At 40.8% G+C, this 22240-nt stretch carries 21 protein-coding genes, 1 tRNA gene and 1 pseudogene; 11 read left to right on the plus strand and 12 right to left on the minus strand.

From position 1 onward, the window contains the following. Positions 1-19 precede the first annotated feature (19 nt). The 4 genes from ACOWPH_RS11195 to ACOWPH_RS11210 form a co-directional block, all read right to left on the minus strand. A protein-coding gene (locus ACOWPH_RS11195) for an IS1 family transposase (RefSeq protein ID WP_422665724.1) occupies positions 20-740 on the minus strand; the annotation gives its coding sequence in 2 pieces (ribosomal slippage) (positions 20-356 and positions 355-740; 723 coding nt in all). Between the two features lie 198 nt (positions 741-938). After that, positions 939-1964 carry a caspase family protein gene (locus ACOWPH_RS11200; RefSeq protein WP_015215464.1) on the minus strand — a complete coding sequence of 342 codons (1026 nt, stop codon included), beginning with the start codon at positions 1962-1964 and terminating at the stop codon, positions 939-941. Positions 1965-1971: 7 nt separating this feature from the next. Continuing rightward, a complete protein-coding gene (locus ACOWPH_RS11205; RefSeq protein ID WP_015215465.1) occupies positions 1972-2364 on the minus strand; it encodes a Pepco domain-containing protein in 393 nt (130 codons plus the stop codon). A 190-nt stretch (positions 2365-2554) separates the two neighbouring features. Continuing rightward, on the minus strand, positions 2555-3004 hold the full coding sequence (locus ACOWPH_RS11210) for a DUF29 domain-containing protein (RefSeq protein ID WP_015215466.1): 450 nt from the start codon (positions 3002-3004) through the stop codon (positions 2555-2557). A gap of 126 nt (positions 3005-3130) precedes the next feature. On the opposite strand from ACOWPH_RS11210, the gene ACOWPH_RS11215 reads away from it, so the two are divergent. Both ACOWPH_RS11215 and ACOWPH_RS11220 read left to right on the plus strand, forming a co-directional pair. After that, complete coding sequence (locus tag ACOWPH_RS11215; RefSeq protein WP_015215467.1) at positions 3131-3550, plus strand: BlaI/MecI/CopY family transcriptional regulator; 420 nt, start codon at positions 3131-3133, stop codon at positions 3548-3550. A 4-nt stretch (positions 3551-3554) separates the two neighbouring features. Further along, positions 3555-4400: a M56 family metallopeptidase gene (locus tag ACOWPH_RS11220; protein ID WP_015215468.1), complete on the plus strand. Its 846-nt coding sequence runs from the start codon at positions 3555-3557 to the stop codon at positions 4398-4400. Positions 4401-4587: 187 nt separating this feature from the next. Here the strand turns inward: ACOWPH_RS11220 and ACOWPH_RS11225 are convergent, their stop codons facing one another. Next, positions 4588-5448 carry an acyl-CoA desaturase gene (locus ACOWPH_RS11225; RefSeq protein WP_015215469.1) on the minus strand — a complete coding sequence of 287 codons (861 nt, stop codon included), beginning with the start codon at positions 5446-5448 and terminating at the stop codon, positions 4588-4590. Positions 5449-5502: 54 nt separating this feature from the next. Then, positions 5503-6585, minus strand: a complete 1083-nt coding sequence (gene hemF / locus ACOWPH_RS11230; protein ID WP_015215470.1) for an oxygen-dependent coproporphyrinogen oxidase — start codon at positions 6583-6585, stop codon at positions 5503-5505. Positions 6586-6854: 269 nt separating this feature from the next. On the opposite strand from hemF, the gene acsF reads away from it, so the two are divergent. Continuing rightward, positions 6855-7922: a magnesium-protoporphyrin IX monomethyl ester (oxidative) cyclase gene (gene acsF / locus ACOWPH_RS11235; protein ID WP_015215471.1), complete on the plus strand. Its 1068-nt coding sequence runs from the start codon at positions 6855-6857 to the stop codon at positions 7920-7922. 188 nt (positions 7923-8110) lie between these two features. Here the strand turns inward: acsF and hetL are convergent, their stop codons facing one another. Beyond that, a complete protein-coding gene (gene hetL, locus ACOWPH_RS11240; RefSeq protein WP_042466053.1) occupies positions 8111-8833 on the minus strand; it encodes a heterocyst differentiation pentapeptide repeat protein HetL in 723 nt (240 codons plus the stop codon). A 423-nt stretch (positions 8834-9256) separates the two neighbouring features. Between hetL and ACOWPH_RS11245 the strand changes: the two genes are divergently transcribed. Together ACOWPH_RS11245 and ACOWPH_RS11250 are read left to right on the plus strand one after the other, a co-directional pair. Then, complete coding sequence (locus ACOWPH_RS11245; RefSeq protein WP_042466054.1) at positions 9257-9619, plus strand: ArsR/SmtB family transcription factor; 363 nt, start codon at positions 9257-9259, stop codon at positions 9617-9619. Between the two features lie 379 nt (positions 9620-9998). Beyond that, a complete protein-coding gene (locus ACOWPH_RS11250; protein ID WP_015215475.1) occupies positions 9999-10196 on the plus strand; it encodes an NblA/ycf18 family protein in 198 nt (65 codons plus the stop codon). A gap of 181 nt (positions 10197-10377) precedes the next feature. Here ACOWPH_RS11250 and nifH read toward each other — a convergent pair whose 3' ends face one another. Continuing rightward, entirely contained in the window at positions 10378-11277 is a 900-nt protein-coding gene (gene nifH / locus ACOWPH_RS11255) for a nitrogenase iron protein (protein WP_015215476.1), read from the minus strand. A gap of 1138 nt (positions 11278-12415) precedes the next feature. Here nifH and ACOWPH_RS11260 point away from each other — a divergent pair. Next, complete coding sequence (locus ACOWPH_RS11260) at positions 12416-12799, plus strand: pentapeptide repeat-containing protein (protein WP_015215477.1); 384 nt, start codon at positions 12416-12418, stop codon at positions 12797-12799. 345 nt (positions 12800-13144) lie between these two features. Here ACOWPH_RS11260 and ACOWPH_RS11265 read toward each other — a convergent pair. The 4 genes from ACOWPH_RS11265 to ACOWPH_RS11280 form a co-directional block, all read right to left on the minus strand. Continuing rightward, positions 13145-13216 (minus strand) — tRNA-Asn (locus tag ACOWPH_RS11265). 159 nt (positions 13217-13375) lie between these two features. After that, on the minus strand, positions 13376-13924 hold the full coding sequence (locus tag ACOWPH_RS11270; protein ID WP_015215478.1) for an NYN domain-containing protein: 549 nt from the start codon (positions 13922-13924) through the stop codon (positions 13376-13378). Positions 13925-14317: 393 nt separating this feature from the next. Beyond that, entirely contained in the window at positions 14318-14995 is a 678-nt protein-coding gene (locus ACOWPH_RS11275) for an ABC transporter ATP-binding protein (RefSeq protein WP_015215479.1), read from the minus strand. 13 nt (positions 14996-15008) lie between these two features. After that, complete coding sequence (locus ACOWPH_RS11280; RefSeq protein WP_015215480.1) at positions 15009-15281, minus strand: hypothetical protein; 273 nt, start codon at positions 15279-15281, stop codon at positions 15009-15011. Positions 15282-15609: 328 nt separating this feature from the next. Between ACOWPH_RS11280 and psbD the strand changes: the two are divergent. From psbD to ACOWPH_RS11305, 5 genes and pseudogenes are all read left to right on the plus strand, one after another. Next, a pseudogene (gene psbD / locus ACOWPH_RS11285) lies at positions 15610-16668 on the plus strand (photosystem II D2 protein (photosystem q(a) protein)). 1255 nt (positions 16669-17923) lie between these two features. Continuing rightward, positions 17924-19627, plus strand: a complete 1704-nt coding sequence (locus tag ACOWPH_RS11290; RefSeq protein WP_015215481.1) for an iron uptake porin — start codon at positions 17924-17926, stop codon at positions 19625-19627. A gap of 445 nt (positions 19628-20072) precedes the next feature. Beyond that, positions 20073-20513: an RrF2 family transcriptional regulator gene (locus ACOWPH_RS11295; RefSeq protein WP_015215482.1), complete on the plus strand. Its 441-nt coding sequence runs from the start codon at positions 20073-20075 to the stop codon at positions 20511-20513. A 17-nt stretch (positions 20514-20530) separates the two neighbouring features. Then, complete coding sequence (gene cysK / locus ACOWPH_RS11300; RefSeq protein ID WP_015215483.1) at positions 20531-21493, plus strand: cysteine synthase A; 963 nt, start codon at positions 20531-20533, stop codon at positions 21491-21493. Between the two features lie 59 nt (positions 21494-21552). Further along, positions 21553-22239, plus strand: a complete 687-nt coding sequence (locus tag ACOWPH_RS11305; protein WP_015215484.1) for a J domain-containing protein — start codon at positions 21553-21555, stop codon at positions 22237-22239. The last annotated feature ends 1 nt before the right edge of the window (position 22240 follow it).

Raw genomic sequence — 22240 nt, forward strand, 5'->3', positions numbered from 1 at the left:
ATATGTAGTGATAATAAAATTAGGCGCTACAACAAGAATTATAATGATGAATAAAATACCAGATAGCACCAATATGATTATCTAACTTTTTAGAGAAGGATAAAGTCTTTCTAACCAAACGAGAAATTCTTTGACGCATTGTATTATTAAAGCGTTCAATATGGTTAGTCTTGCCACTTTCTTTCCCTACTGCCTGATGACGTTTGCTAGGAATAACTTGTGCGTAAGCTGCCCAAAAATCTGTATAGCAAACAGCACATTGACGATAAACTGGTGGTAGAGAATTCCATAATCCCCTAGCGCCATCTTCACTGCGGTCGCCTATGTAAACTCCAACTATTTCTCTAGTTTTTTTCCAAAGCTAACCAAATCCATTGCTTATTACCCTTATGACCTACAAATGACCAAGCCTCATCACACTCAATAGTCAATTTACCTCTTGGTTTGGCTGAAACATTTACCTGAGTCGGAATCTGGGCATATTTATTATTCACATATTTTTGCAACCAAGTCTCTGAAACACGAGCAGCACGAGCAATACCTGCGAGAGGTATTTTCTCAAGTAAAAGTCTATCAATCAGTTCTATAGTATCTTTGCTAATAACTTTATTAGTGGGATTTTCTATAAACTGTCTTTTGCAGTTTTGACACTGGTATTTTGGTTTTTGATTATGAATCTTCCCATTTTTGACAATGTGTTGAGAACCACAATTGGGGCAAGTAGGTCTGGAGATTGACATCAATACTGAAATAGTTGAATTTAAAAACACTGATACTATACTACATATAACACTTAACACGTTCTCGCTAAATCATATATTTAGAAACTTTATACTTTAGAGGAGTTTCAATTAGTTGGTTAAATGTAATTCAAATTGCAACGGCTACAAATGAATAATTTGAGTTAGAAAATATAAGATTTCACTACATATTTACCACTACCCTAATTCCAGGGTTATACCTTGACCTAAATCTACAATCAATTCACGGCGTTTTGCTGCTGCTATTTTCTGTCCCTGTGCTTCTGCTTCTCGACGCTGTTCTGATTGACTCTGAGATTGCTTATTTGCTAAACGCTGAAAGGCTGTAATGGCTTTCATATCTTGTCCACCTGCGGCCACATTCACACGCACCCACAACTGAAATGCTAAATCGAAATTTCCTTCAATTTCTGCATGAAAAGCATCTTCTCTGAGGGCGCTAATATCCCTATCGTTAGCAGACTTGGGGAGTAAAATATAATGCAGTTTTGTAGCGGGTTCTATGGCTGCATAGGGAGTCTGTATATAATTTTTATGCTTTAGGGTCAATTGGGGAACTTGATGACGCAAATAGTTATACAGCCGTTCAACGGTGGCACAGTTGCTTTGACCTTGAATTTGCAAACCGTTGAGTAAAACATGGGTAAATGCACCTTGTTGAAGTTCTTCAATTTCGTAAGAAACTTGACTGGGACTACAAGAAAAGAAGGTAATTACACCTTGCTGTTTTTCTTCACCAATTCCCAAACCTGCACTTTTTTCTCCTGTGCTGCGACAAGCATCAATAAACAACACTATGTTATCCGCACCACTCCGCCGCAAGCGTTCTGTAATGTAGGTGATGGGGATGGCTAAATTGGGAACAGTGCGAGGATTTCCATCTATGGGTAATAAATAATCTCGTCCTTCGTGGGGGATGCCGTGGCCGCTAAAGTAGAACCAGAGGGTATCTCCAGGGTTTAAAAAAGGCTGTGCAAAGCGATCGCCTAAAAACGAAATTAATGTACCGTAAGTTGGTTGAGTATCAAGTCCATGCTGGTCAGGTGGAGAATCATCAGAGAAAAAATATAGATTTTCTGGTTGTACACCCAAATCACGGTTAAAATAATCCCGCACCCGTTCTGCATCAATTTTTGCATACTGAAGGCGTTGAATTCGATTGTATTTGTTAATGCCAATGACAACGGCGCAATTCTTGGCCATATTGCGGTCAATTTTCCGGGGTTTTAGGCGATCGCTTAAATTTTAACTCTATTGCGCCTTTACCAGCTGCTTTTACACCCGTACCTAGTAATTTAATTTCACCTTCACTACTAATTTCTACTGTGAGGGTAACTTCGTCTAGTTCAAGTCCTGCTTGCGGTTTGATTTGCTTCTCTACATGACTAAAAAGATGACTCACTATGCCCACAAATTGCGACATTTGCGCCGCTAATTTCCCTGCTTTTAGCCGACTTTCTTTTATTTCTTCAACGGTAACAGGGGGACTGCTATAAGGATTACCGTTGCCTGTAACAGCTTTTACACCTTCTTTTGTGCGATCGCCTGGAGTGCTTGCGGTGACGATCCATAGTTCTTCGTCTTCCCACCTGTTGTCTGTCATGTTACTTCCTCACACCTGCTTGACAATTTTCGCACATATTGTCTGAATCAGGATTTTCAGGATTTCAGGATGAACAGGATTAAATAATTCGTAATTCGTAATTCGTAATTCGTAATTAAGTTTTGTAATGGGGACATAAACCCACGGAACTTGTTAAGATGATTACCAATTTTAACTGTGTGGGTAAGTATCAATCCCAAAAATCGACATTTAGCATTGCTTCTAAATCACGGCTAAACGGCCATATATCAGGGAACTTGCATTGGGGATAACCCCTGCGAACAATTTTGAGAGTATCTTCATAAGCTTCATCAAACACTTGACTAAAATAAGGCTTTAGGCTAAGTGAATCCTTTAGCAATTTTCTAATTCCAATCCTTTGCTTATCAATAGATTCTACCCACCCACGATAACAATCAGGCATATTTACATACTTCCGCTTGAGAATATGTTCCAAAAGTTCCCTGAGTCTACTTTCCAGTTCACGTTTATCCGATCGCCCCAAATCCTCTATCTCCTCAATCAGATTCTCAAAATCTAGACCCTCAATATCCCTATTCCGTAACTTATTGACGATATCTTCAATCCAAAGTAGATAGTCTTGCTCATATAAAGATACTGCAATCTGCGTCTGTGTCATTGCTTTGTCTCCTTTGAGTGACCTAACTCAACCTTACAGCGAATTTTAATCTCTTTGTGGCTCTGCGCCTCTGCGTGAGATAAAAAATGTGAAAATATAAAAGTAGGTTCCCCCAAAATTATCAACATGGCTCCATTACCAGATTATCGTCCCAAGCAACTATCTGTTGGTCCTTTAGAAGCAGAAATTTTGAGTATTGTCTGGGAACTGAATTCAGCAACAGTTAAAGATGTACACGATCGCATTTTGGCTGATCCTAACCGCGAATTAGCTTATACATCAGTTACTACCGTTCTCCGTCGTCTTACGGAAAAAGGTTGGTTAGCTTGCGATAAACAGGGTAAAGCATTTTATTGGCGGCCATTGCTAACCAAGCAACAAGCAGAGATGATTAAAGCTCATGAGCAATTGCAAAGATTTCTGGCAGTGGGTAATCCTGATGTAATTGCGGCCTTTGCTGATAGTTTAGATCAAGCTGCTAGTGACCAAATAGAAGCGATCGCAAAACGCATTCAAGACGCACGGGAAGCCAGAGGAGAAAAATAGAATTATGCATCTACTCATTATTGTCTCTGCTGTAACCATTGCTTGCTGGTTAAGATACTCTGCTCATATACCCCAGGGTAATTGGAATTTGCGCTGGGAGCGATCGCTCTTTTTATTCCTCTTTCCCCCCTTACTCATTTTCATGACAGCAACTGCTGTAGTCTGCATGGGTACACAAGGGACAATGGGCGGAATGTATACTGGTTCCTTCAGTTTTCTTCTAGCATCAATTTTTCTCGGATTTTTTAACATCTTGGGTATCAAACTAGCTTTCCAAGGCTGGAAATCCATTAAATCAGCCCGTGAATGTCCCCAAGTAAATCTCGCAGGTAAACAAGCCCGAATCCTGCCAACTAAAGCATTATTCGCCGGACAAATGGGTTTTTGGCAACCAGAACTAGTAGTTAGTCAAGGATTACTACAAACTCTCTCACCAGCCCATTTAGAAAGTGTTTTAGCACACGAGCAAGGGCATTATCAGTATAGGGATACGTTCTGGTTCTTTTGGCTGGGTTGGATGCGTTCCTGCACTGCTTGGTTGCCAAATACAGAGCCACTATGGCAAGAATTGTTAGTTTTGCGAGAATTACGGGCTGACAGTTACGCCGCATCCCAAGTAGATCCCTTGGTGTTAGCGGAATCATTGTTATTAGTAGTCAGTAACAACCCCATAACAGAAGAAGTTTGCTGTGCCGCTTTGGGTGCAGGCGATCGCTTGGAACAGAGAATAGAAGCTTTATTAACACCACCAGAAACAACTTCAGAAACAACTTCAGAAGCTCAATTACAGTCCTGGCATATTTTTTTGTTGGCGTTTCTACCCTTACTAACAGTCGTTTTTCATACTTGAGTTACAAAAAAAAGGGAAGTAGGGAATAGGGAATAGGGAACAGAAGAGAAAAATATTCTCCATCCTTCTTTCATCCTTCATCCTTCATCCTTCATCCTTCATCCTTCATCCTGACTCCTGACTCCTGACTCCTGACTCCTGAACTCCTGAACTCCGAACTCCGAACTCCGAACTCCGAACTCCTGACTTACACATTTCCTGGTTTCATCGCTTGATCTGGCGGTAGGTTGATATTCGTTGCCAAACGAAGTGTTCTTAATACCGCAATTGTCCACCAAGTGAGATCAATTTCCCACCAACGCCAGCCACACTTGGCTACATGAGGATAAGCATGGTGATTGTTATGCCAGCCTTCGCCATAGGTGAGAATGGCAGCCCACCAAAGATTACGAGAATTATCATCGCTGGCAAATGTGCGGTATCCCCACATATGAGTAACCGAGTTAATTAGCCAGGTGGTATGCCAGAGAATGACTGACCTCAAAAACACGCCATAAATGACAAATGACCAGCCTCCCAGGGCATAGAGTAATAATGCAACGGGAATTTGCAGCAGTAGAAAGTAGCGATTCAGCCAGATGTAAAAGGGATCTCGTGCTAAGTCGGGGGCAAATCGTTGGTATAACTCATAATCGAAAAATTCGGAACGGGGATAAAAAATCCAAAGCATATGACTCCACCAAAAACCTTTACGGGCAGAGTAAGGATCTTTATCTTCGTCTTCGGTGTAAGCATGATGCAATCGGTGTCCAGCTACCCAGAAAATGGGGCCTCCTTGTATAGATAATGCACCTAAAATAGCGATCGCATATTCTAACCACTTGGGAACTCGAAAACTGCGATGACTCAACAAACGGTGATAACCTAAACAAACGCCAATGCTGCCAAATAGCCAGTGCAGAAACACAGTTACACCCACCGCAGCCCAGGAAAAATGCCAAGGAGCTAGTAGTGCGATCGCATGAATAGTACCAAAAAAGGCTACAGACACCCAATGAAGGCGCAGAGGTTGGCCATTCCCTAATAGATTTGATGAATTCAACGTCACTAACACTCCTCAAAAATTCACAAAATTAGAGAACTAATCCAAATAACAAATTAGCTAAATGCTGTATTCCGGCTCTATAAAGCCATTTGCCCAATCTTGGGGCTTGAGAAAAACTTTGGTAAGCTGTGCTTCAGGGCTTCCTGCCTCTGGTTGATAGCCATATTCCCAGCGAGTCAAGGGTGGTAGAGACATTAAAATAGATTCTGCCCGGCCATTGGTTTGCAGTCCGAAAACTGTTCCCCGGTCATATACCAAGTTAAACTCCACGTAACGACCCCGACGGTATAATTGAAATTGACGCTGGCGATCGCTATATTCTATTTCTTGTCGCTTTTGGGCTATGGGTAAATATGCTGGTAAAAATGCTTCACCGCAGTTTTTTACAAATGCAAACATATCTTCCCAGTTGCGTGATACTGTTCCCACTTGCTGACTTGCCAGCGCTGCTTGAGTATCCAGTTGAGAACCTACATAAAGCCTACCACTAGCATCTTGATAGTCAAAGAAAATACCACCAATCCCACGTTGTTCTTGACGATGTTGTAAATAAAAATATTCATCACACCAATGTTTGAAAACCCGATAATATTCTGGATGGGACGCATCACAAGCATTTTTTAAAGTTTGATGAAAGTGAACAGCATCTTCAGCAAAAGGATAGTAAGGCGTTAAATCAGCCCCACCACCAAACCACCAAATCGAACCAGCTTCAAAGTAGCGGTAGTTAAGATGTACCGTTGGTATGTATGGATTACGAGGATGTAACACCATCGAAGTTCCAGTTACAAAAAAGTCATTTCCAGCTGCTTCTGGGCGTTGAGTCAAAATTGCCGCAGGTAGACTATCTCCCCAAACTTCTGAAAAATTAACACCACCTTGTTCAAATATCCGCCCTTCTCGAATCACACGGGTGCGTCCTTGACCACCTTCGGCTCGTTCCCAAAGATCTTCCCGAAAACAAGCTTCCCCATCTAATTGCTCTAGCCCAGCGCAGATTTGATCCTGTAAGTCTTGCATCAACTGCTTCACCCGCTGACGCGAATTCTCAGGTGGTGTATGGACTGAGTTAGCGATAGGGGGAAGCAATATTGTTTGATTTGTTGATTCCCGCAGATAATTCTCTAAATGACGACTCATATTGAATACCTCTTAATTTTTGAGTAAAAGTGGCAATTCGCTTAATAACTATATAGCTATTAAACTAGTAAAAATATAAATGTTTCAAAACTTAATAAATTATCTCTGCCAACAATTCCCTTACCTCTGTTGACTTTCTCCGCGATAAATGGATAAATCTAAACTTTGCTTAAGGATTGTAAAGGTTTCATATTCAGAGTCCAGTTCAGGAATTACAGTTATTATAACTTGATAGCTATGTAAGTATTTAGCTTATTAATAGAGGAATCATGGTAAATACCCTACCCCAGCCTGAAGTGAAGCCAGGAATTAAAGCGCCAGCTAAAGAAACCGTACTCACTCCTCGGTTTTACACCACAGACTTTGAAGCTGCTGCTAGTTTGGATCTCTCAGCCCAAGAAAAAGAGTTGCAAGCCATGTTGGCAGAAATGCGGGCTGACTACAACCGTCATCATTTCGTTCGCGATGAAGAGTTTGAGCAATCTTGGGAACATATTGACGGAGAAGCACGCCGAGCTTTTATTGAGTATTTGGAACGCTCATGCATTTCCGAATTTTCTGGGTTTTTGCTGTTCAAGGAACTATCCCGAAAGCTAAAACAGCGTAGTCCCTTGCTGGCGGAAATATTTCAACTGATGGCGCGTGATGAAGCCCGTCATGCTGGATTTCTCAATAAAGCGATGGGAGATTTTAAACTCTCGCTAGACTTGGGTGAGGTGACTAAAGTCCGCACCTATACATTTTTTCCTCTTGAGTGGGTGCTTTACACGGTCTATTTATCAGAAAAAATTGGTTACTGGCGTTACATTATTATTTATCACCATTTACAAAAGCATTCAGAACACCAGTTTTATCCCATCTTCCGCAAATTTGAGAGTTGGTGTCAAGACGAAAACCGACATGGGGATATATTCAAGGCATTATTGCGGTCGCAACCTCAACTCTGGAATAATTGGAGATCAAGACTATGGAGTCGCTTTTTCCTATTATCAGTATTTGCTACCCACACTTTAACAGTTCACGAACGGGCTAGTTTTTACCATTTACTGGGACTTGAACCCACAGAATTTGACCAGCAAGTAGTTCGCAACACCAACGAAACTGCTGGACGTGCTTTTCCAGTCATGTTAAATACCGAACATCCCCACTTTTTCCCACGTCTGCAAAACTGCTCAAATTACAACTTGAAAATAGCAGAAATTTCACGCAGTTCTAGCAATAAAGTAGTGAAATTTATCCGCAAACTGCCTTTAATAACGGCAATTCTCTGGAATCTCCTACTCGTATATTTAATTAAACCAATTGATACAGAAGTATTGCGGGGAACAGTACGTTAGATCACTCATTATTTAGGTTGGGTTGCGTTGTGCTTCACCCAACCTAAAAATTATATTTTTATTACAGCAGATTTCATTTAAATGAGATACAAAATTGAATGATGAAACTCTTGTGGTGCGGGCATCTTGCCCGCTAGGTATGTACCTCCTAATAGCTAAATCCGCTGTAAATCTGTTTTTCTCAAAATTCAAATCGGATTGCTATATATTTTCCCATCGGGCATAATTGCGCCTTCCAGATTAACATCTGTGAGAATTGCTCCCGTTAAATCTGCTCCTTGTAAATTTGCGTTTCGCAATATAGCATTAGTCAGATTTGCATAACTCAAATCTGCTCCTTGCAAACTAGCTCCAGTTAAATCAGTTGCTAAATCTCCCCATTGAATTATTCGACCTAAATTAGCTCTACACAACTTCGCACCATCCAAATTAGCATGGTGTAGTGAAGCAGCTCGTAAGTCTCCATAGCTCAAATCTGCTCCACTCAAAACTGCATATCCTAAATCTGTCCGTTGGTTGGAACTAGGACGTAAGTCTACTTGAATCAGCAAAGCACTAGATAGTTTTGCACCATGTAAATTTGCACCACATAAACTAGCTTTGATGAGGTTTGCTTCATCTAGTCGGGTTTGAGTTAATTTTGCACCTGTTAAATCTGCTTCTCGGAGAATAGCGCGATATAAATCTGCTGCACTTAAATCTATTCCCCACAGAATAGCTTCGCTTAAATTTGCTTCTCGCAAACAAGCCTGACTGAAGTTAGTTTTGCCTAGCCGTGTCTGACGCAAATCAGCATAGCTAAAATCTATACCTTCTAAATTTACGTTCGTTAGCTCTGCATCTTGGAGATTAATTCGCTGAAAATTTCGTTCTCCAGCAGAATAGCGTTTGATAATTTCATCTACATTCATAAATAAATTCTTCAAAATTCTCAATTCAAACAACATTCAAAATACCCTACAATTTTCAGAGATTTTCTCTGTAATACTTAGGGTTGGGAAAATCACTCCCAATACTGCTCGGTTAAGGATTTTCGTAGGTTGGGTTGAACAAAGTGAAACCCAACAAACCCCTGTAAATGTTGGGTTTCGTTCCTCAACCCAACCTACATAATTTCATGGTTTTGAGCTTAACCGACAAGTATTGAAATAACTCCGGGAAGGGAGGATAAGGGTTAACGATAATTTTTCATTAATTAACTAAATAGCTGTGGAGTAATTTTAGCATTTTAATGGTAAAATCTAATCATTTCATTGCCCTGTTCCCTACTGATTGATATTTAGTTACACTACTAAATAGTGATGAAGTTTTTTGCTGATGATTTAAGTTGCCCTATGCCAAAAACAAATCCGTCTCAGGCTAATCCAGCTATTCTTGCTGCCGTTGCTGACTATTTTAAGGTGCTATCAGAAGGAAGTCGGCTACAAATTTTGACCTGTCTCAAATCAGGTTCGATGAATGTTATGGAGATAGCAGAAGCGACTGGGTTAGGGCAGGCAAATCTGTCTAAGCATCTGAAAGTATTAACTCAAGCAGGAGTTTTATCTCGTCAGCCCAAAGGGACTAGTGCTTATTACGAGATTGCTGACCCGATTATTTTTGAGCTTTGTGAATTAGCGTGCGATCGCATTAGTCAACGTGTCCTACAGCAGGATGAAAGCCTGAAAGCTTTTCGGAACAAAACTACAGTTTTTTGAATTACCCTACTCATCCTCATTCCCTGGAGGCCTTTCACTCAGGCTTTGTTGCGCGTGCCACTCCAAAACAATGCGTTCTAACATCTCCGCCTGTGTACAGTTATTAACATCTGCATATACCTTAATCAACCGTCTCACTTCAGGGTTAACGTGTCGTATCACTAGTTGCTCATCTTTTTTCATGTCGATCTGACTCCCATTACGTCAGAATTGTAAATAATTCGTTATACTTGTTAACATAAGTTCGTAAAACATAAAATTCTGGCGCTACACCCCTCAAATCGGGAATGCCCTCGAAATCAATGGGTGTATGACTGCTTAAAACTTAAATAGCGAGTATTAACCCTTTATTTGCCCCAATTCGGCATAGGAGCCAGCAATGAATCAGCCTATAAAATTATCTTTAGAACAAGAATTTGGCCTCAGAATCTTTGCTGACCAAGTACACCAAATGTCTCGTGAACAAGCTCAGATATTTCTGCTCAAGTTGTACGAGCAGATGATGATTCAAGAAACAAGCTACCAACAATTACTTAAGCATGAATGGAAACTAGATTCAGGAAGCATCTCTGGTTAAAATAGGAAATCAAAAGGCCTATAACTTGCATATTAAACAAGATATAACCCTTGTTTTGTAAGCATTTTAACCAAATGCAAATAAGATGTGAAAAAACGTATTTGAATTTTCACATCTTCATAAATTGAGGAAAGGGCGGGAGTTACCCTCCCCAATCTCAAGCACTAATTGCTTTGTATTACTACTTTTTGACTGGTGCTTCAGTAGCTGATTTACCAACTAGCTTTTCAGTATTTTCGTCACTTTCAAGAATACCGAACTCAATCAACAATTCTTCTAATTCTTCCATTTCAATAGGAGTAGGAATAGTTAGATTTTTGTTGTTGATGATCTTCTTAGCCAATGTCCGATATTCATTACCCTGATCACTATCAGGTGCATACTCGTTAACAGTCATCCGACGCAATTCTGCGTGTTGAACAATATTATCACGAGGTACGAAGTGAATCATGTGGGTGTTCAAGCGTTTTGCCAGGGTTTCAATTAATTCGACTTCCCGGTCAACGTTACGGCTATTACAAATCAAGCCACCTAAACGCACACCACCAGTGTGAGCATACTTTAAAACACCACGAGCAATATTGTTAGCAGCATACATCGCCATCATTTCACCTGATGTCACGATGTAGATTTCTTGCGCTTTTCCTTCCCGAATTGGCATGGCGAAACCACCACATACAACGTCACCTAATACGTCGTAAGATACGAAATCTAAGTCTTGGTAAGCACCGTTTTCTTCTAGGAAGTTAATAGCAGTGATAATACCACGACCAGCACAACCAACACCGGGTTCTGGACCACCAGATTCTACACACTTAACACCACGGAAACCGGTCAAAAGTACTTCGCTGAGTTCTAAATCTTCAACAGCACCTCTTTCAGCAGCCAAGGAAAGAACGGTGGTTTGAGCCTTGGAGTGGAGCATCAAACGGGTAGAGTCAGCTTTAGGGTCACAACCTACAATCATGATGCGTTGACCCATTTCTGCCATAGCAGCAAGGGTGTTTTGAGAAGTGGTAGATTTACCAATACCACCTTTACCGTAAAAAGCAATCTGTCTAATATTTGAATCAGTAGCCATGATGAGTTTATTCCTACAATTATTGTGTTGATGGGTCTGAAACTTGATTTGAGATTTTGTGCGATTAGGAAACAGAATTTGTATAGCGACTTAAGGCATACTCAAGGCACTACCAAACGCAGATTCAGATTTTTGTAGGAAAACAAAATATGAATGCAGGAAATTTATTCAGAAGAAATCCACATCTCCTAAATCAAGAAATATTTAACGGCTTAAATACGGCATTATCGCTTGTTGTCGCGGCATCCTCGGAGGATGTTTAATCCTGGAGAGTGGTTACAATAGGGATTCACCTTTATGCAGATTTTCCCCCTGAACCACCCAATCAACCAACATTGTAGTTCACTCTCAATGATTGCTACAATTATGACGATTTTGCTTGTATTTTTGCTGCCAAAAATTTCTAATTTCCAGTCCAAAAAACTATTTTCCTAATTTCTGAAAATTCGCTCTATTGATGTTGCTTTTGGATATTTTTCAGAATCAATAAATTTCACTTTGATTGATACATGACATGAGGATAAATCTCATTTTTGTACTGCTTCACAGTTAAAAATATCTTTCTTGCTCTAAGTCGCTAACAGTTTTGATTCCTATACATTTACCAGACATCCTCTAAGAGTCTTTCTTCCCAAACTCCAAGGTTAGTCCCATCTGGTTGATAATGTTATCTAGTGAGCCAATTCTTATCGGCAAATACTCAAAGGAATTCTGATTGACTTCAAGTTGTTACGAGGGTAACTCTTCTAATTCATTTGTCCTTATCTCTTCGTACAGAAAAGATATATAAACTGAAGTGGATTTAGCAGAACAAAAGAACTTGATTTAGTTGACCTCAATTTACACTTGAAGTTTTTTTTGACTTTGATGTTTTTGATTCCTATCCCAACAATAACATAGATATCAATATTTTATAAGCCTCAAAATAAATTATTTTCCCATTCTAAAAAATATTATCCTTGTTACCTTTAATGGTTATGACTTAGCGGTTATAAGATGCAATTTAGGTAAACATTTCATCAAATATCGTTTGTGAAATCAGCTACTTTTAAAATCAAGCTTGATTTTTAAAATAATTGTTTTCAGAGAGCAAGTGCGCTATTTTTGAATGTGTTGATTGATGCACAAGATGTGAGTTATGGATGTTGAAGACTTGCTCAAGCGTTATGCTGCTGGAGAGAGAGACTTTAGTGGGATTAATTTGGAAGAGGCTAATCTGAGTGGGGCTAACCTGAGCAATGCCAACCTGAGTAGAGCTAATTTTTTGGCAGCTAATTTGAGTGGGGCTAATTTGAGTGGGGCTAATCTCAGCTATGCCAAATTGACTCTGGCTAGGTTCATTGGTACAAATTTGGAGGGTGCTAATGTGACTGATGCTGACATAGTTGGTGCCAGATTTGAAAATGCTAACCTCAAAGGGTCTTACCTCAGTGATTTTGGTCGAATTAACAATGCGTTGTTCCAAAATACTATTGTGGGTGATGGCAGGATTATCGTCGGACCTGAGATTATTCATGGATGAAAAATTGTTAGTTTCTCTATCAACCAAGAGGGAACTACTTAAATAAGGATTTTCATACCTCTTTGTCTTTAGGCTCTGCTTGTTCACTATTTTACTAGGAACATTTAATAAAAGACTAAAGTTAAGTAGTGCGATAGCGCCAGCGCCGTTTCTTGGATGCCCGGAGGTCTTTTTTCAGTTCGCTGATCTTGTCGGTTAGGTTGTGGAACGTAAACGTTTGCGGAGCAATGGAATGAAACCCAACATTGACGACAAATATCTCACCACAAATCTTTATATAAATTCAAAAGCATGAAGTTAGAAATTTCTGCTTTCTCCCTTCATGCCTTATCCTTTATTTTTTAACTCCCCAGGCCGGATTCGAACCAGCGACCAATCGATTAACAGTCGATCGCTCTACCACTGAGCTACTGAGGAACGCTCGCAACGATTACTATATTAAACTTAAAACCAGATGATGTCAACTACTTTGGAGAAAATTTTTTTAATTTTCTTTGGTAGCTGCTGAAAGTTAAATTTTTTGACAGCCCAAACTCGCTCTAGAAGAGCAATTCAAGGATTTATGAATACTCTTTTCTATAATCCCATCCGCAATTGAGCCAGACGCTGCCTTGCTTTATCATCAATAGCATTAGCTAAAAATCGGCTTTTCGATTGTTTGGGTGGTTGATATCTATGACGCATCCGGCACACAGTTGTTTCTACTTCTCCGCATAGTTGATGCGCTGATAACCATTCAGCACCATACCCCTGTACCATTAACTGCTGCGCTCGGTCTGATGTGGCAACAATCACGCGAGAAATTAAACATTGTGCTATTTGGTGACGCATGGACGCACAGGATTTTTCAATATAGGTGTCTGCGGTTTGACCAAAATCTGTGTAATGAACAGTGAGAAAGTCTGTAATATTTTCTCTATTGCTGGGGGTGTTTTGATATTGGGCATCAAAAACTATTTGAGTTTCATAACCTTGAAATGCGCTGTAGTTTGTTATTGCTTCTATTAGTTCCCCCCGTGCTGCCTCTAGTCCGGCATGATCACGGGTTTTCTTTAAGCAAGTCCAAGCGCCTATAATGTTGTAACCGTCCACTAATAAAATGGACGGGATGATAGAACGGGGCATGGTTTTTAATCACAATTATCTAGAGTTAACAAAAATCATTCATAAGACTTATAGTAATTGAAGCATCACTTGTAACACTATGCTACAGAGAATAAAAAATGCCCAATTGCCGAAAAACTAAACCCTAAGGTAGAAGCAACAATGTCTAACAAGCCTCTCTAAATAAGGGTTGTCGCAGTTTATTTATAGAAATAAATAATTTTTTTGAGTCGTCAAAATTCCATAATGAAAAACCAGATACCTATACAGCAAAGTGTTTGTCTGGTATCTGGTTATGAGTTTTTGATGATTAAAAATTGTTGAAAATATTGATATTAGGGGCTTTCAAATAAAAAGTCTGCCAATACTTTTTCTAGAAAACCTGACAGGTTAAGATGCTGCTGGAGTTTTGTCTTAAGAAGTTTCGCTGTGTGCTTTCATTAGTCGCTGTTTGAGACGCTCGGCTTCACCTGCATCAACTAGTGAGCCTTCTTCCAATAAAAAAGCACCATCACAATAGTTTAACTCATCTAAGCGATGCGTTACCCATAAAGCTGTAATTCCGCGACTTTTAACTAGATGACGAACACTGGACACTAAGTCGAGTTGACTATCTGGATCTAGTAAAGCAGTGGGTTCATCTAATAATAGGACTTCACAGTGACGAGCGATCGCACCAGCAATAGCCACGCGCTGTTTTTGTCCACCAGAAAGAGCATAGATAGGACGACGTTGTAGAGACAGCAAATTCACTGCCCCTAAAGCCTCTTCCACCCTAGCTCTGACCATAGCAGGAGGCAACTTTTCTGCCACTAATCCAAAAGCCACATCAGCACCAACCGTTGGCATAACTAATTGATGATCGGGATTTTGGAAAACAAAACCAACTGGGGGTGAAATGCCAATTTCGCCAGACTGGGGAGCTAATAACCCCGCTATCAGTCTCAGGAGAGTTGATTTGCCACTGCCATTAGTACCCAAAAGCATCCAAAATTCGCCTTGCGGTACTTTAAGAGAGCAAGATTTGATCACTTGCTCCCCATTAGGCCATAAGAAGTTTAAATCTTGAACTTCGATGCCTACAGCCGTCATTTGTACACCTGGTTTACTCAGTTGCTAAAGCGAAAAATCCGGGTGGTCTAGTACCACCAACGGCAGTACCATCTTTCTGTACAATTTGTACTCCCGAAATTTCACTAGCACGGACAGCAATTTTTTTCTCTGTTTTGCCTTCGCACTTGAGTTCCACAATATCAGGGTTCCCAGAGCGCATTGCTGCCAGAATCAGCTGATAAACAGCTTCAGCGTCTTCAGTAGACTTACGTTGTACTGATATCGGGAAAGCAGTATTTTTGATGCTTAAGTCGATGGTAAACATTTAAAATTAATCACATTTCACTGACTGTAGGACTAATTCTAGCGTTACCTGGCTGATTCGGTGTGAATTGTGAAAGGAGGGAAGAATTATGAGATTTTGTTTTATATTGTTGTTTCTTTACCCTGAAAGGATTACAGGTGTCTCAAAGATGAAATTATTTCCATCAGCACTGGAAAAATTAGAGATTTGCACCTATTATAATTAAAGAGCGTAAAAAATTGTAAACTGGATTAACAACCCGGTTAACTTTCTGCATATAGGCGGTTATGTCATAGCCATCTATATATAGATAAAACCTGTACTTATAAACTTTTGGAGATTCTTTGTAATGACCATCGCAGTTGGACGCGCCCCAAGTAGAGGGTGGTTTGACGTATTAGACGACTGGTTAAAGCGCGATCGCTTCGTATTCGTAGGTTGGTCAGGAATATTATTATTTCCCTGCGCCTTCCTCGCACTAGGCGGTTGGCTGACCGGTACAACCTTCGTCACCTCCTGGTACACCCACGGATTAGCATCCTCCTATTTAGAAGGAGCTAACTTCCTCACAGTAGCAGTATCCACACCAGCCAACAGCATGGGACATTCCCTGTTGTTACTCTGGGAAAATATGAAGCTCAAGGAGACCTAACCCGTTGGTTTCAACTAGGTGGCCTATGGCCATTCGTAGCATTACACGGAGCCTTTGGTCTAATTGGCTTCATGTTGCGTCAATTTGAAATCGCCAGACTAGTAGGAATTCGTCCTTACAACGCACTAGCATTCTCAGGACCAATTGCCGTTTTTTGTCAGCGTCTTCTTGATGTACCCCTTGGGACAATCAAGCTGGTTCTTTGCACCCAGCTTTGGTGTAGCAGCAATCTTCCGGTTCTTACTATTCCTGCAAGGGTTCCACAACTGGACACTCAACCCCTTTCACATGATGGGTGTAGCGGGAATCTTAGGTGGAGCATTACTGTCGGCGATTCACGGAGCCACAGTAGAAAACACCCTGTTTGATGACGGCGAAGGTTCCAACACCTTCCCTGCATTCAACCCCACCCAAGCTGAAGAAACCTACTCAATGGTGACAGCAAACCGTTTCTGGTCACAGATTTTCGGTATTGCTTTCTCTAACAAACGTTGGTTGCACTTCTTCATGTTGTTCGTACCAGTCACAGGCTTATGGATGGCATCTGTAGGCATCGTTGGCTTGGCACTCAACCTGCGGGCTTATGACTTCGTTTCCCAAGAATTACGGGCAGCAGAAGACCCAGAGTTTGAAACTTTCTATACCAAAAATATTTTGCTGAATGAGGGTATCCGCGCTTGGATGGCTCCTCAAGATCAACCCCACGAACAATTTGTATTCCCTGAAGAAGTATTACCACGCGGTAACGCTCTCTAGTTGCATGATGAATTAATACATCTTTAACATTCATCATTTTCAATTTATCCTCCACCAAACAAATTGGTGGAGTTTTTTTATGGTTAATATTGCAAAGCAAATTTGATGTGTTATAGTAATCGAAGGTTACAAACCCAGAGCAAGATGCTCTGCCCTTTTGAAATTTAAGACCACTTAGGCAACAAGGAGGTGATGCCCATGATAGAAAGTAGTATAACCATGGGTCATCAGGTTGCAGTTAGCCGGCTGTGGGCCGGGGCTGTTCTCTAAAACTTAGCCTTAGTTATCCTGAGATACTAAGTTAGCTCAAGTAGCTAGGTTAAAAGTCGGAGTTCCTTCCGGCAGTCTGGTTGCAACCTGAAGACCCGCTAGACCGCCCTGATTTAGATCATCAGATTTAAGTCAGGGCGGATAGTTGTTTATGGGAACATTTGGTTTATCAATATAAGTCTATTAGAAATATCTGTAAATTAACCTCAGAGCTTTACAAGTCAAGGAACAAAACCTAATTTATAGCTAAATCCACGCTGGGCTATTGAATAAGCTTATTAAGTTATACTGCAACCGGTTCATAGTTTAGCTAAATATGGAACCACTTTCTATAGAAGCGAAGCGGCTTCTCGAAGAGTAACTATTCCCGTGAACGGTGAGGGCGTTTGAACTTGTTCTTTGTATCGAAAAGTCAAAATTATCGCCGTTTTGAGCATAGAGCCGCCCGCATAAAAGCTTATTAACTTTATGAATTAACCGACCAAATCTTCATCCAATAAATTGAGTCTGTAAATCAGTTTAGTGGAACATTTTGACTCAGCGCTACTTCATGTAAATTGTATAGGTTTATTGTCACCAGTCTAAACCTAGATCAAAGCACCCAAATGCTATTGCAGGATTTCGCCCTTGCAGAGTAATTTTCCCATCTCAGCTAATGAATTATTTGTCAAAATTTTCTTTGGCTGGTTTTCGACTTTCTGTGTTTATCGGATATGAGCAAAGATACAGTAATTGAATCGAAAACCTGATCTTGATCATTCAGATGCAGATATTATATAATGAGGAACTATCAAGAATTAGTCTTTACATAAGTTAATTGCATGAATATTTAACGATAAATTAATCAGTTATTAGCTTTGTAAAAACTAAAATTGTAGTAACGGTAGCCATGCCCTTTCCAAAGGTTTCGGCAAAATGCCACATTTCTAAGCAGCAAGTACAGCGAAACCGTTTATCTATATAAGGTGTGAGGAGTAAAGGAAAGATGTCTAATCTATTGTGGAAATCCTTGGTGGTTAGCCCAGCCGTGTTGGGAGCCGCCTTATTAGTTTCAGGAACAGCGATCGCATCGCCCGCCGCAGGCAACTCAGCCTCAAATGCTGCTACTGAAGTATCAATACTAGAAACACAAGCGGCAACAGAGGTTGTTCAACAACCTGTAGTATTGGCTCAAGTCAAGCAAGACACTCAGGTTTTAGATCAAGTTAAACGCTACAGTAACGAAGGTCAAAATCTACAATCTCAAGTAACATCAGTCTCTCAGTTTTCCGATGTCCAACCAACTGACTGGGCATTCCAAGCTTTGCAGTCCTTGGTGGAACGTTATGGTTGTATCGCAGGTTATCCCAATGGTACATATCGCGGAAACCGTGCTTTAACCCGTTATGAATTTGCCGCTGGTTTGAATGCCTGTTTAGACCGGGTGAATGAATTGATTGCCACAGCAACAGCTGACATGGTGACAAAACAGGATTTAGCCACCTTACAGCGCTTGCAAGAAGAATTTTCTGCTGAATTGGCAACTTTACGCGGTCGTGTCGATGCTTTGGAAGCACGCACTGCTGAGTTAGAAGCTAATCAATTCTCTACTACCACCAAATTGCAAGGTGAAGCTATTTTTGCTCTGACCGATGCTTTTAATGGTGACATTGCCGGTAAGACCGTTTTTCAAGATAGAGTGCGTTTGAACCTGCAAAGCAGCTTCACAGGTCGAGATATGTTGAATACCCGTTTGGCTGCGGGTAATGCACAAAACTTTGGAAACACTGGGGAAAGTAGACAAACCTTTGACGTTGGTAGCACTGGGACTAACAATGTTGTGTTAGACAAACTGACCTATGAAGCTCCTGTTGGTCCAGCACAGGTCTACATAGCAGCTACAGGTGGTAAACACAGCCATTATGCTGCTGTTAACAACCCTTACTTCTTTGATAAAACTGATGGTGGTAACGGTGCTTTAAGTACCTTTAGTTCTGAAAACCCCATCTATCGAATTGGTGGTGGTTCTGGTATTGCCCTTAATGTACCCTTTGGTCAAGGTGGCGGTATTCTCAAACCAAGTTCATTGACATTGGGTTATTTGGCTTCTGAGGCTAATAGTCCTGCTGCTGGTGAAGGTTTGTTCGACGGTAACTATGCTGCTTTAGGTCAGTTAAACTTTAACGTTGGTAATCGCATTGCCTTAGCTGCTACTTATGTACATGGTTATCATGGTGCTAGTAGCCGTTTGTTTGACTCAGGAGAGGGTGATGATATCGTAGGTACATCACTAGCTAATAATCTCAGTTTAGGTAGCGCCTCGTCCAGCAACTCCTACGGTGTTTCTGCTGCCTTCAGACCTAGCGACAAACTGTCCGTTAGTGGTTTTGTTTCTTACCACGATATCACAGGCTTTGGTGCTGGTGATGACTATGAGGCTTGGAGCTACGGTGTTGGTGTAGCATTACCTGACTTTGGTAAAAAAGGCAACGTATTGGGTATTTTCGGTGGCGCTCAACCTTATTCCTTTAACAATAATGGTGGTGCTAATTCTGGTGATATTCCCTACCAAGTTGAAGGTTTCTACAAGTATCGCGTCTCTGATAACATCTCTGTCACCCCTGGTGTGATTTGGTTGCCATCCATCGGACAAAGTAGCAGCAGCGAAGATACCTTTATCGGTACTTTGAGAACAACTTTTACTTTCTAAGAAGTTGACGATTTGCTGACAAGTTTAAAACTTGTTTATCCCCGCCATGAGGTGGGGATTTTTTTTGGGTAGAAAAAAATAACAAACCCCAGTGGAGAACCGGAGTATACTAGAAAGGGAGTGAAGTGGATTTGAGTTATGTCTCTAAGAGGGCAAAGATGAAAAGTCATGAACAATTTTGATCATTGATGACTTACGCACTGTACAAACTGCACATGATATGTATGAAGGAAATTGCCTAGTTTCAGGCTTTTGGAATCGCATATTAGTGCGGTGCGTCAGATAGAGATAATCTGTTAGATGCTCAATTATCGGGACTGACGCACCCTACAAAAGATAAAATTCATGAACCATATTTGATAGATTTTGTTAATGCGTAAGTCCTATCATTTATCCTCGGTCCTTTAGCTTTCATTGTTTATCCTTTATTTTTAAATTGCTGCTTGTGGAACTATCGTGTAAATCTGAATACGCAATTTTGGCGTTATTAGAGATGGCAATTCATTACGAAAGCTGCGAACCGATGCAAATTCGACAAATTGCTGCTCAACAAAATATACCGGATCGTTATCTAGAACAGCTATTAGCTACATTGAGGCGCGGCGGTATAGTTAAGAGTCAACGTGGTTCAAAAGGTGGCTATCTTTTGGCACGGGAACCTTGGAAAATTAGCATTTTAGATATATTGGAATGTTTAGAAGGCTTAGATGTACGGATTAGTGAAGAAGATACCAACAACCTCAAAAGTGTAGATAGTTCTATTGTGGACGAAATTTGGCAAGAAGCTCGTCAGGCGGCAAATGCAGTCTTACAAAAACATTCGCTTCAGGATCTTTGTGAAAAAAGAGATTCACGCCGTCAGTTAGATATCATGTATTACATTTAAAGGATTCACAATTTATTATGCGGATTGCTCAGAATATTACAGAATTAGTTGGCCGGACACCTCTAGTAAAGTTAAACCGGATTCCCCAAGCAGAAGGTTGTGTCGCGCAGATTTTGGTGAAACTAGAAAGCATGAACCCCTCTTCTTCGGTGAAAGACCGTATTGGGGTAAGCATGATTAATGATGCTGAACAGGAAGGTTTAATTACTCCCAGCAAGACAATTTTGGTAGAACCGACATCGGGAAATACAGGAATTGCTTTGGCAATGACAGCGGCAGCTAAGGGGTATAGATTGATTTTGACGATGCCGGAGACCATGAGTGCAGAGCGACGGGCTATGTTGCGGGCTTATGGTGCTGAACTGGAACTCACACCAGGAATTGAGGGGATGACTGGGGCAATTCGCAGAGCGCAGGAGATTGTAGAGAGAACTCCTTATGCTTATATGTTGCAACAGTTCCGCAATCCGGCCAATGCGAAAATTCATCGGGAAACTACAGCTGAGGAAATCTGGGAAGATACTGATGGACAGGTAGATATGATTGTGGCAGGAGTGGGTACAGGTGGTACGATTACTGGTGTAGCGGAAGTAATTAAAGCTAAGAAACCAAGTTTTCAAGCGATCGCTGTTGAACCAACTAATAGCCCTATTTTATCTGGCGGTAAACCAGGCCCACACAAAATTCAGGGGATTGGGGCAGGGTTTATTCCTCAAGTGTTGAGGGTAGAATTGATTGATGAAGTGGTTACTGTCAGTGATGAAGATGCGATCGCTTATAGTCGCCGTTTAGCGAAAGAAGAAGGTCTACTCTCTGGGATTTCTACTGGTGCTGCTCTCTGTGCTGCTATTCGTGTCGCCCAACGTCCAGAAAATCAGGGACGCTTAATAGTGATGATTCAACCCAGTTTTGGCGAGAGATATTTGAGTACGCCACTATTCCAAGATTTAGAAGCAAAAGTTGCAAGTAGTATCAGCTAACGATACGTTAGATTAAATCAGTTAACCAATAACTGATGATTGATAACTGTTAGCTGATCATGGTCGATTCTAACCACTACGAAACCCTCAAAGTTAATTCCAAAGCCAGCCAAGCGGAAATTAAACAAGCCTATCGCCGCTTGGTTAAGTTATTTCATCCTGATACTAATCAGGAAATAGCAAATAACGAGCAGATTATTCTCATTAATGCCGCCTATGAGGTTTTAGGCGACACCCACAATCGCCAGCACTACGATCAAAAACTGCGACATAATTCTCAAAAATCAAGTATTCCCAAGCCAAAGCGCAATTCTGACCAAAAACCTTACAAAACAACCAGGCCAACGGGAAGAGATGCTGATGAACAAATCGAAGAATGGTTGCGCCGAGTTTATAAACCAGTAAATCGGATACTTTGTACCATTCTCAGTTCTCTAGAAGAACAAATTGAGGAATTAGCCGCAGATCCTTTTGATGATGAATTGTTAGACGAATTTCAGAATTATTTAGAATCCTGTCGAGAAGACCTCAAAGAAGCTCAAATTAGGTTTCGTTCTTTGCCGAATCCTGCTACTTTTGCCGCTGCGGCAGCGCATCTTTACTACTGTCTAAGTCAAGTGGCAGACGGAATAGAAGAGTTAGCATATTTTCCGTTAAGCTACGATGATCGGTATTTGCACACAGGTCAAGAATTATTTAGGATAGCTAAAAGATTGCATCGTGAAGCCCAAGAATCGGTAGGTTGAA

This window comes from Anabaena sp. PCC 7938 (assembly GCF_049315035.1).
Taxonomy (GTDB): Bacteria; Cyanobacteriota; Cyanobacteriia; order Cyanobacteriales; family Nostocaceae; genus Anabaena; species Anabaena cylindrica.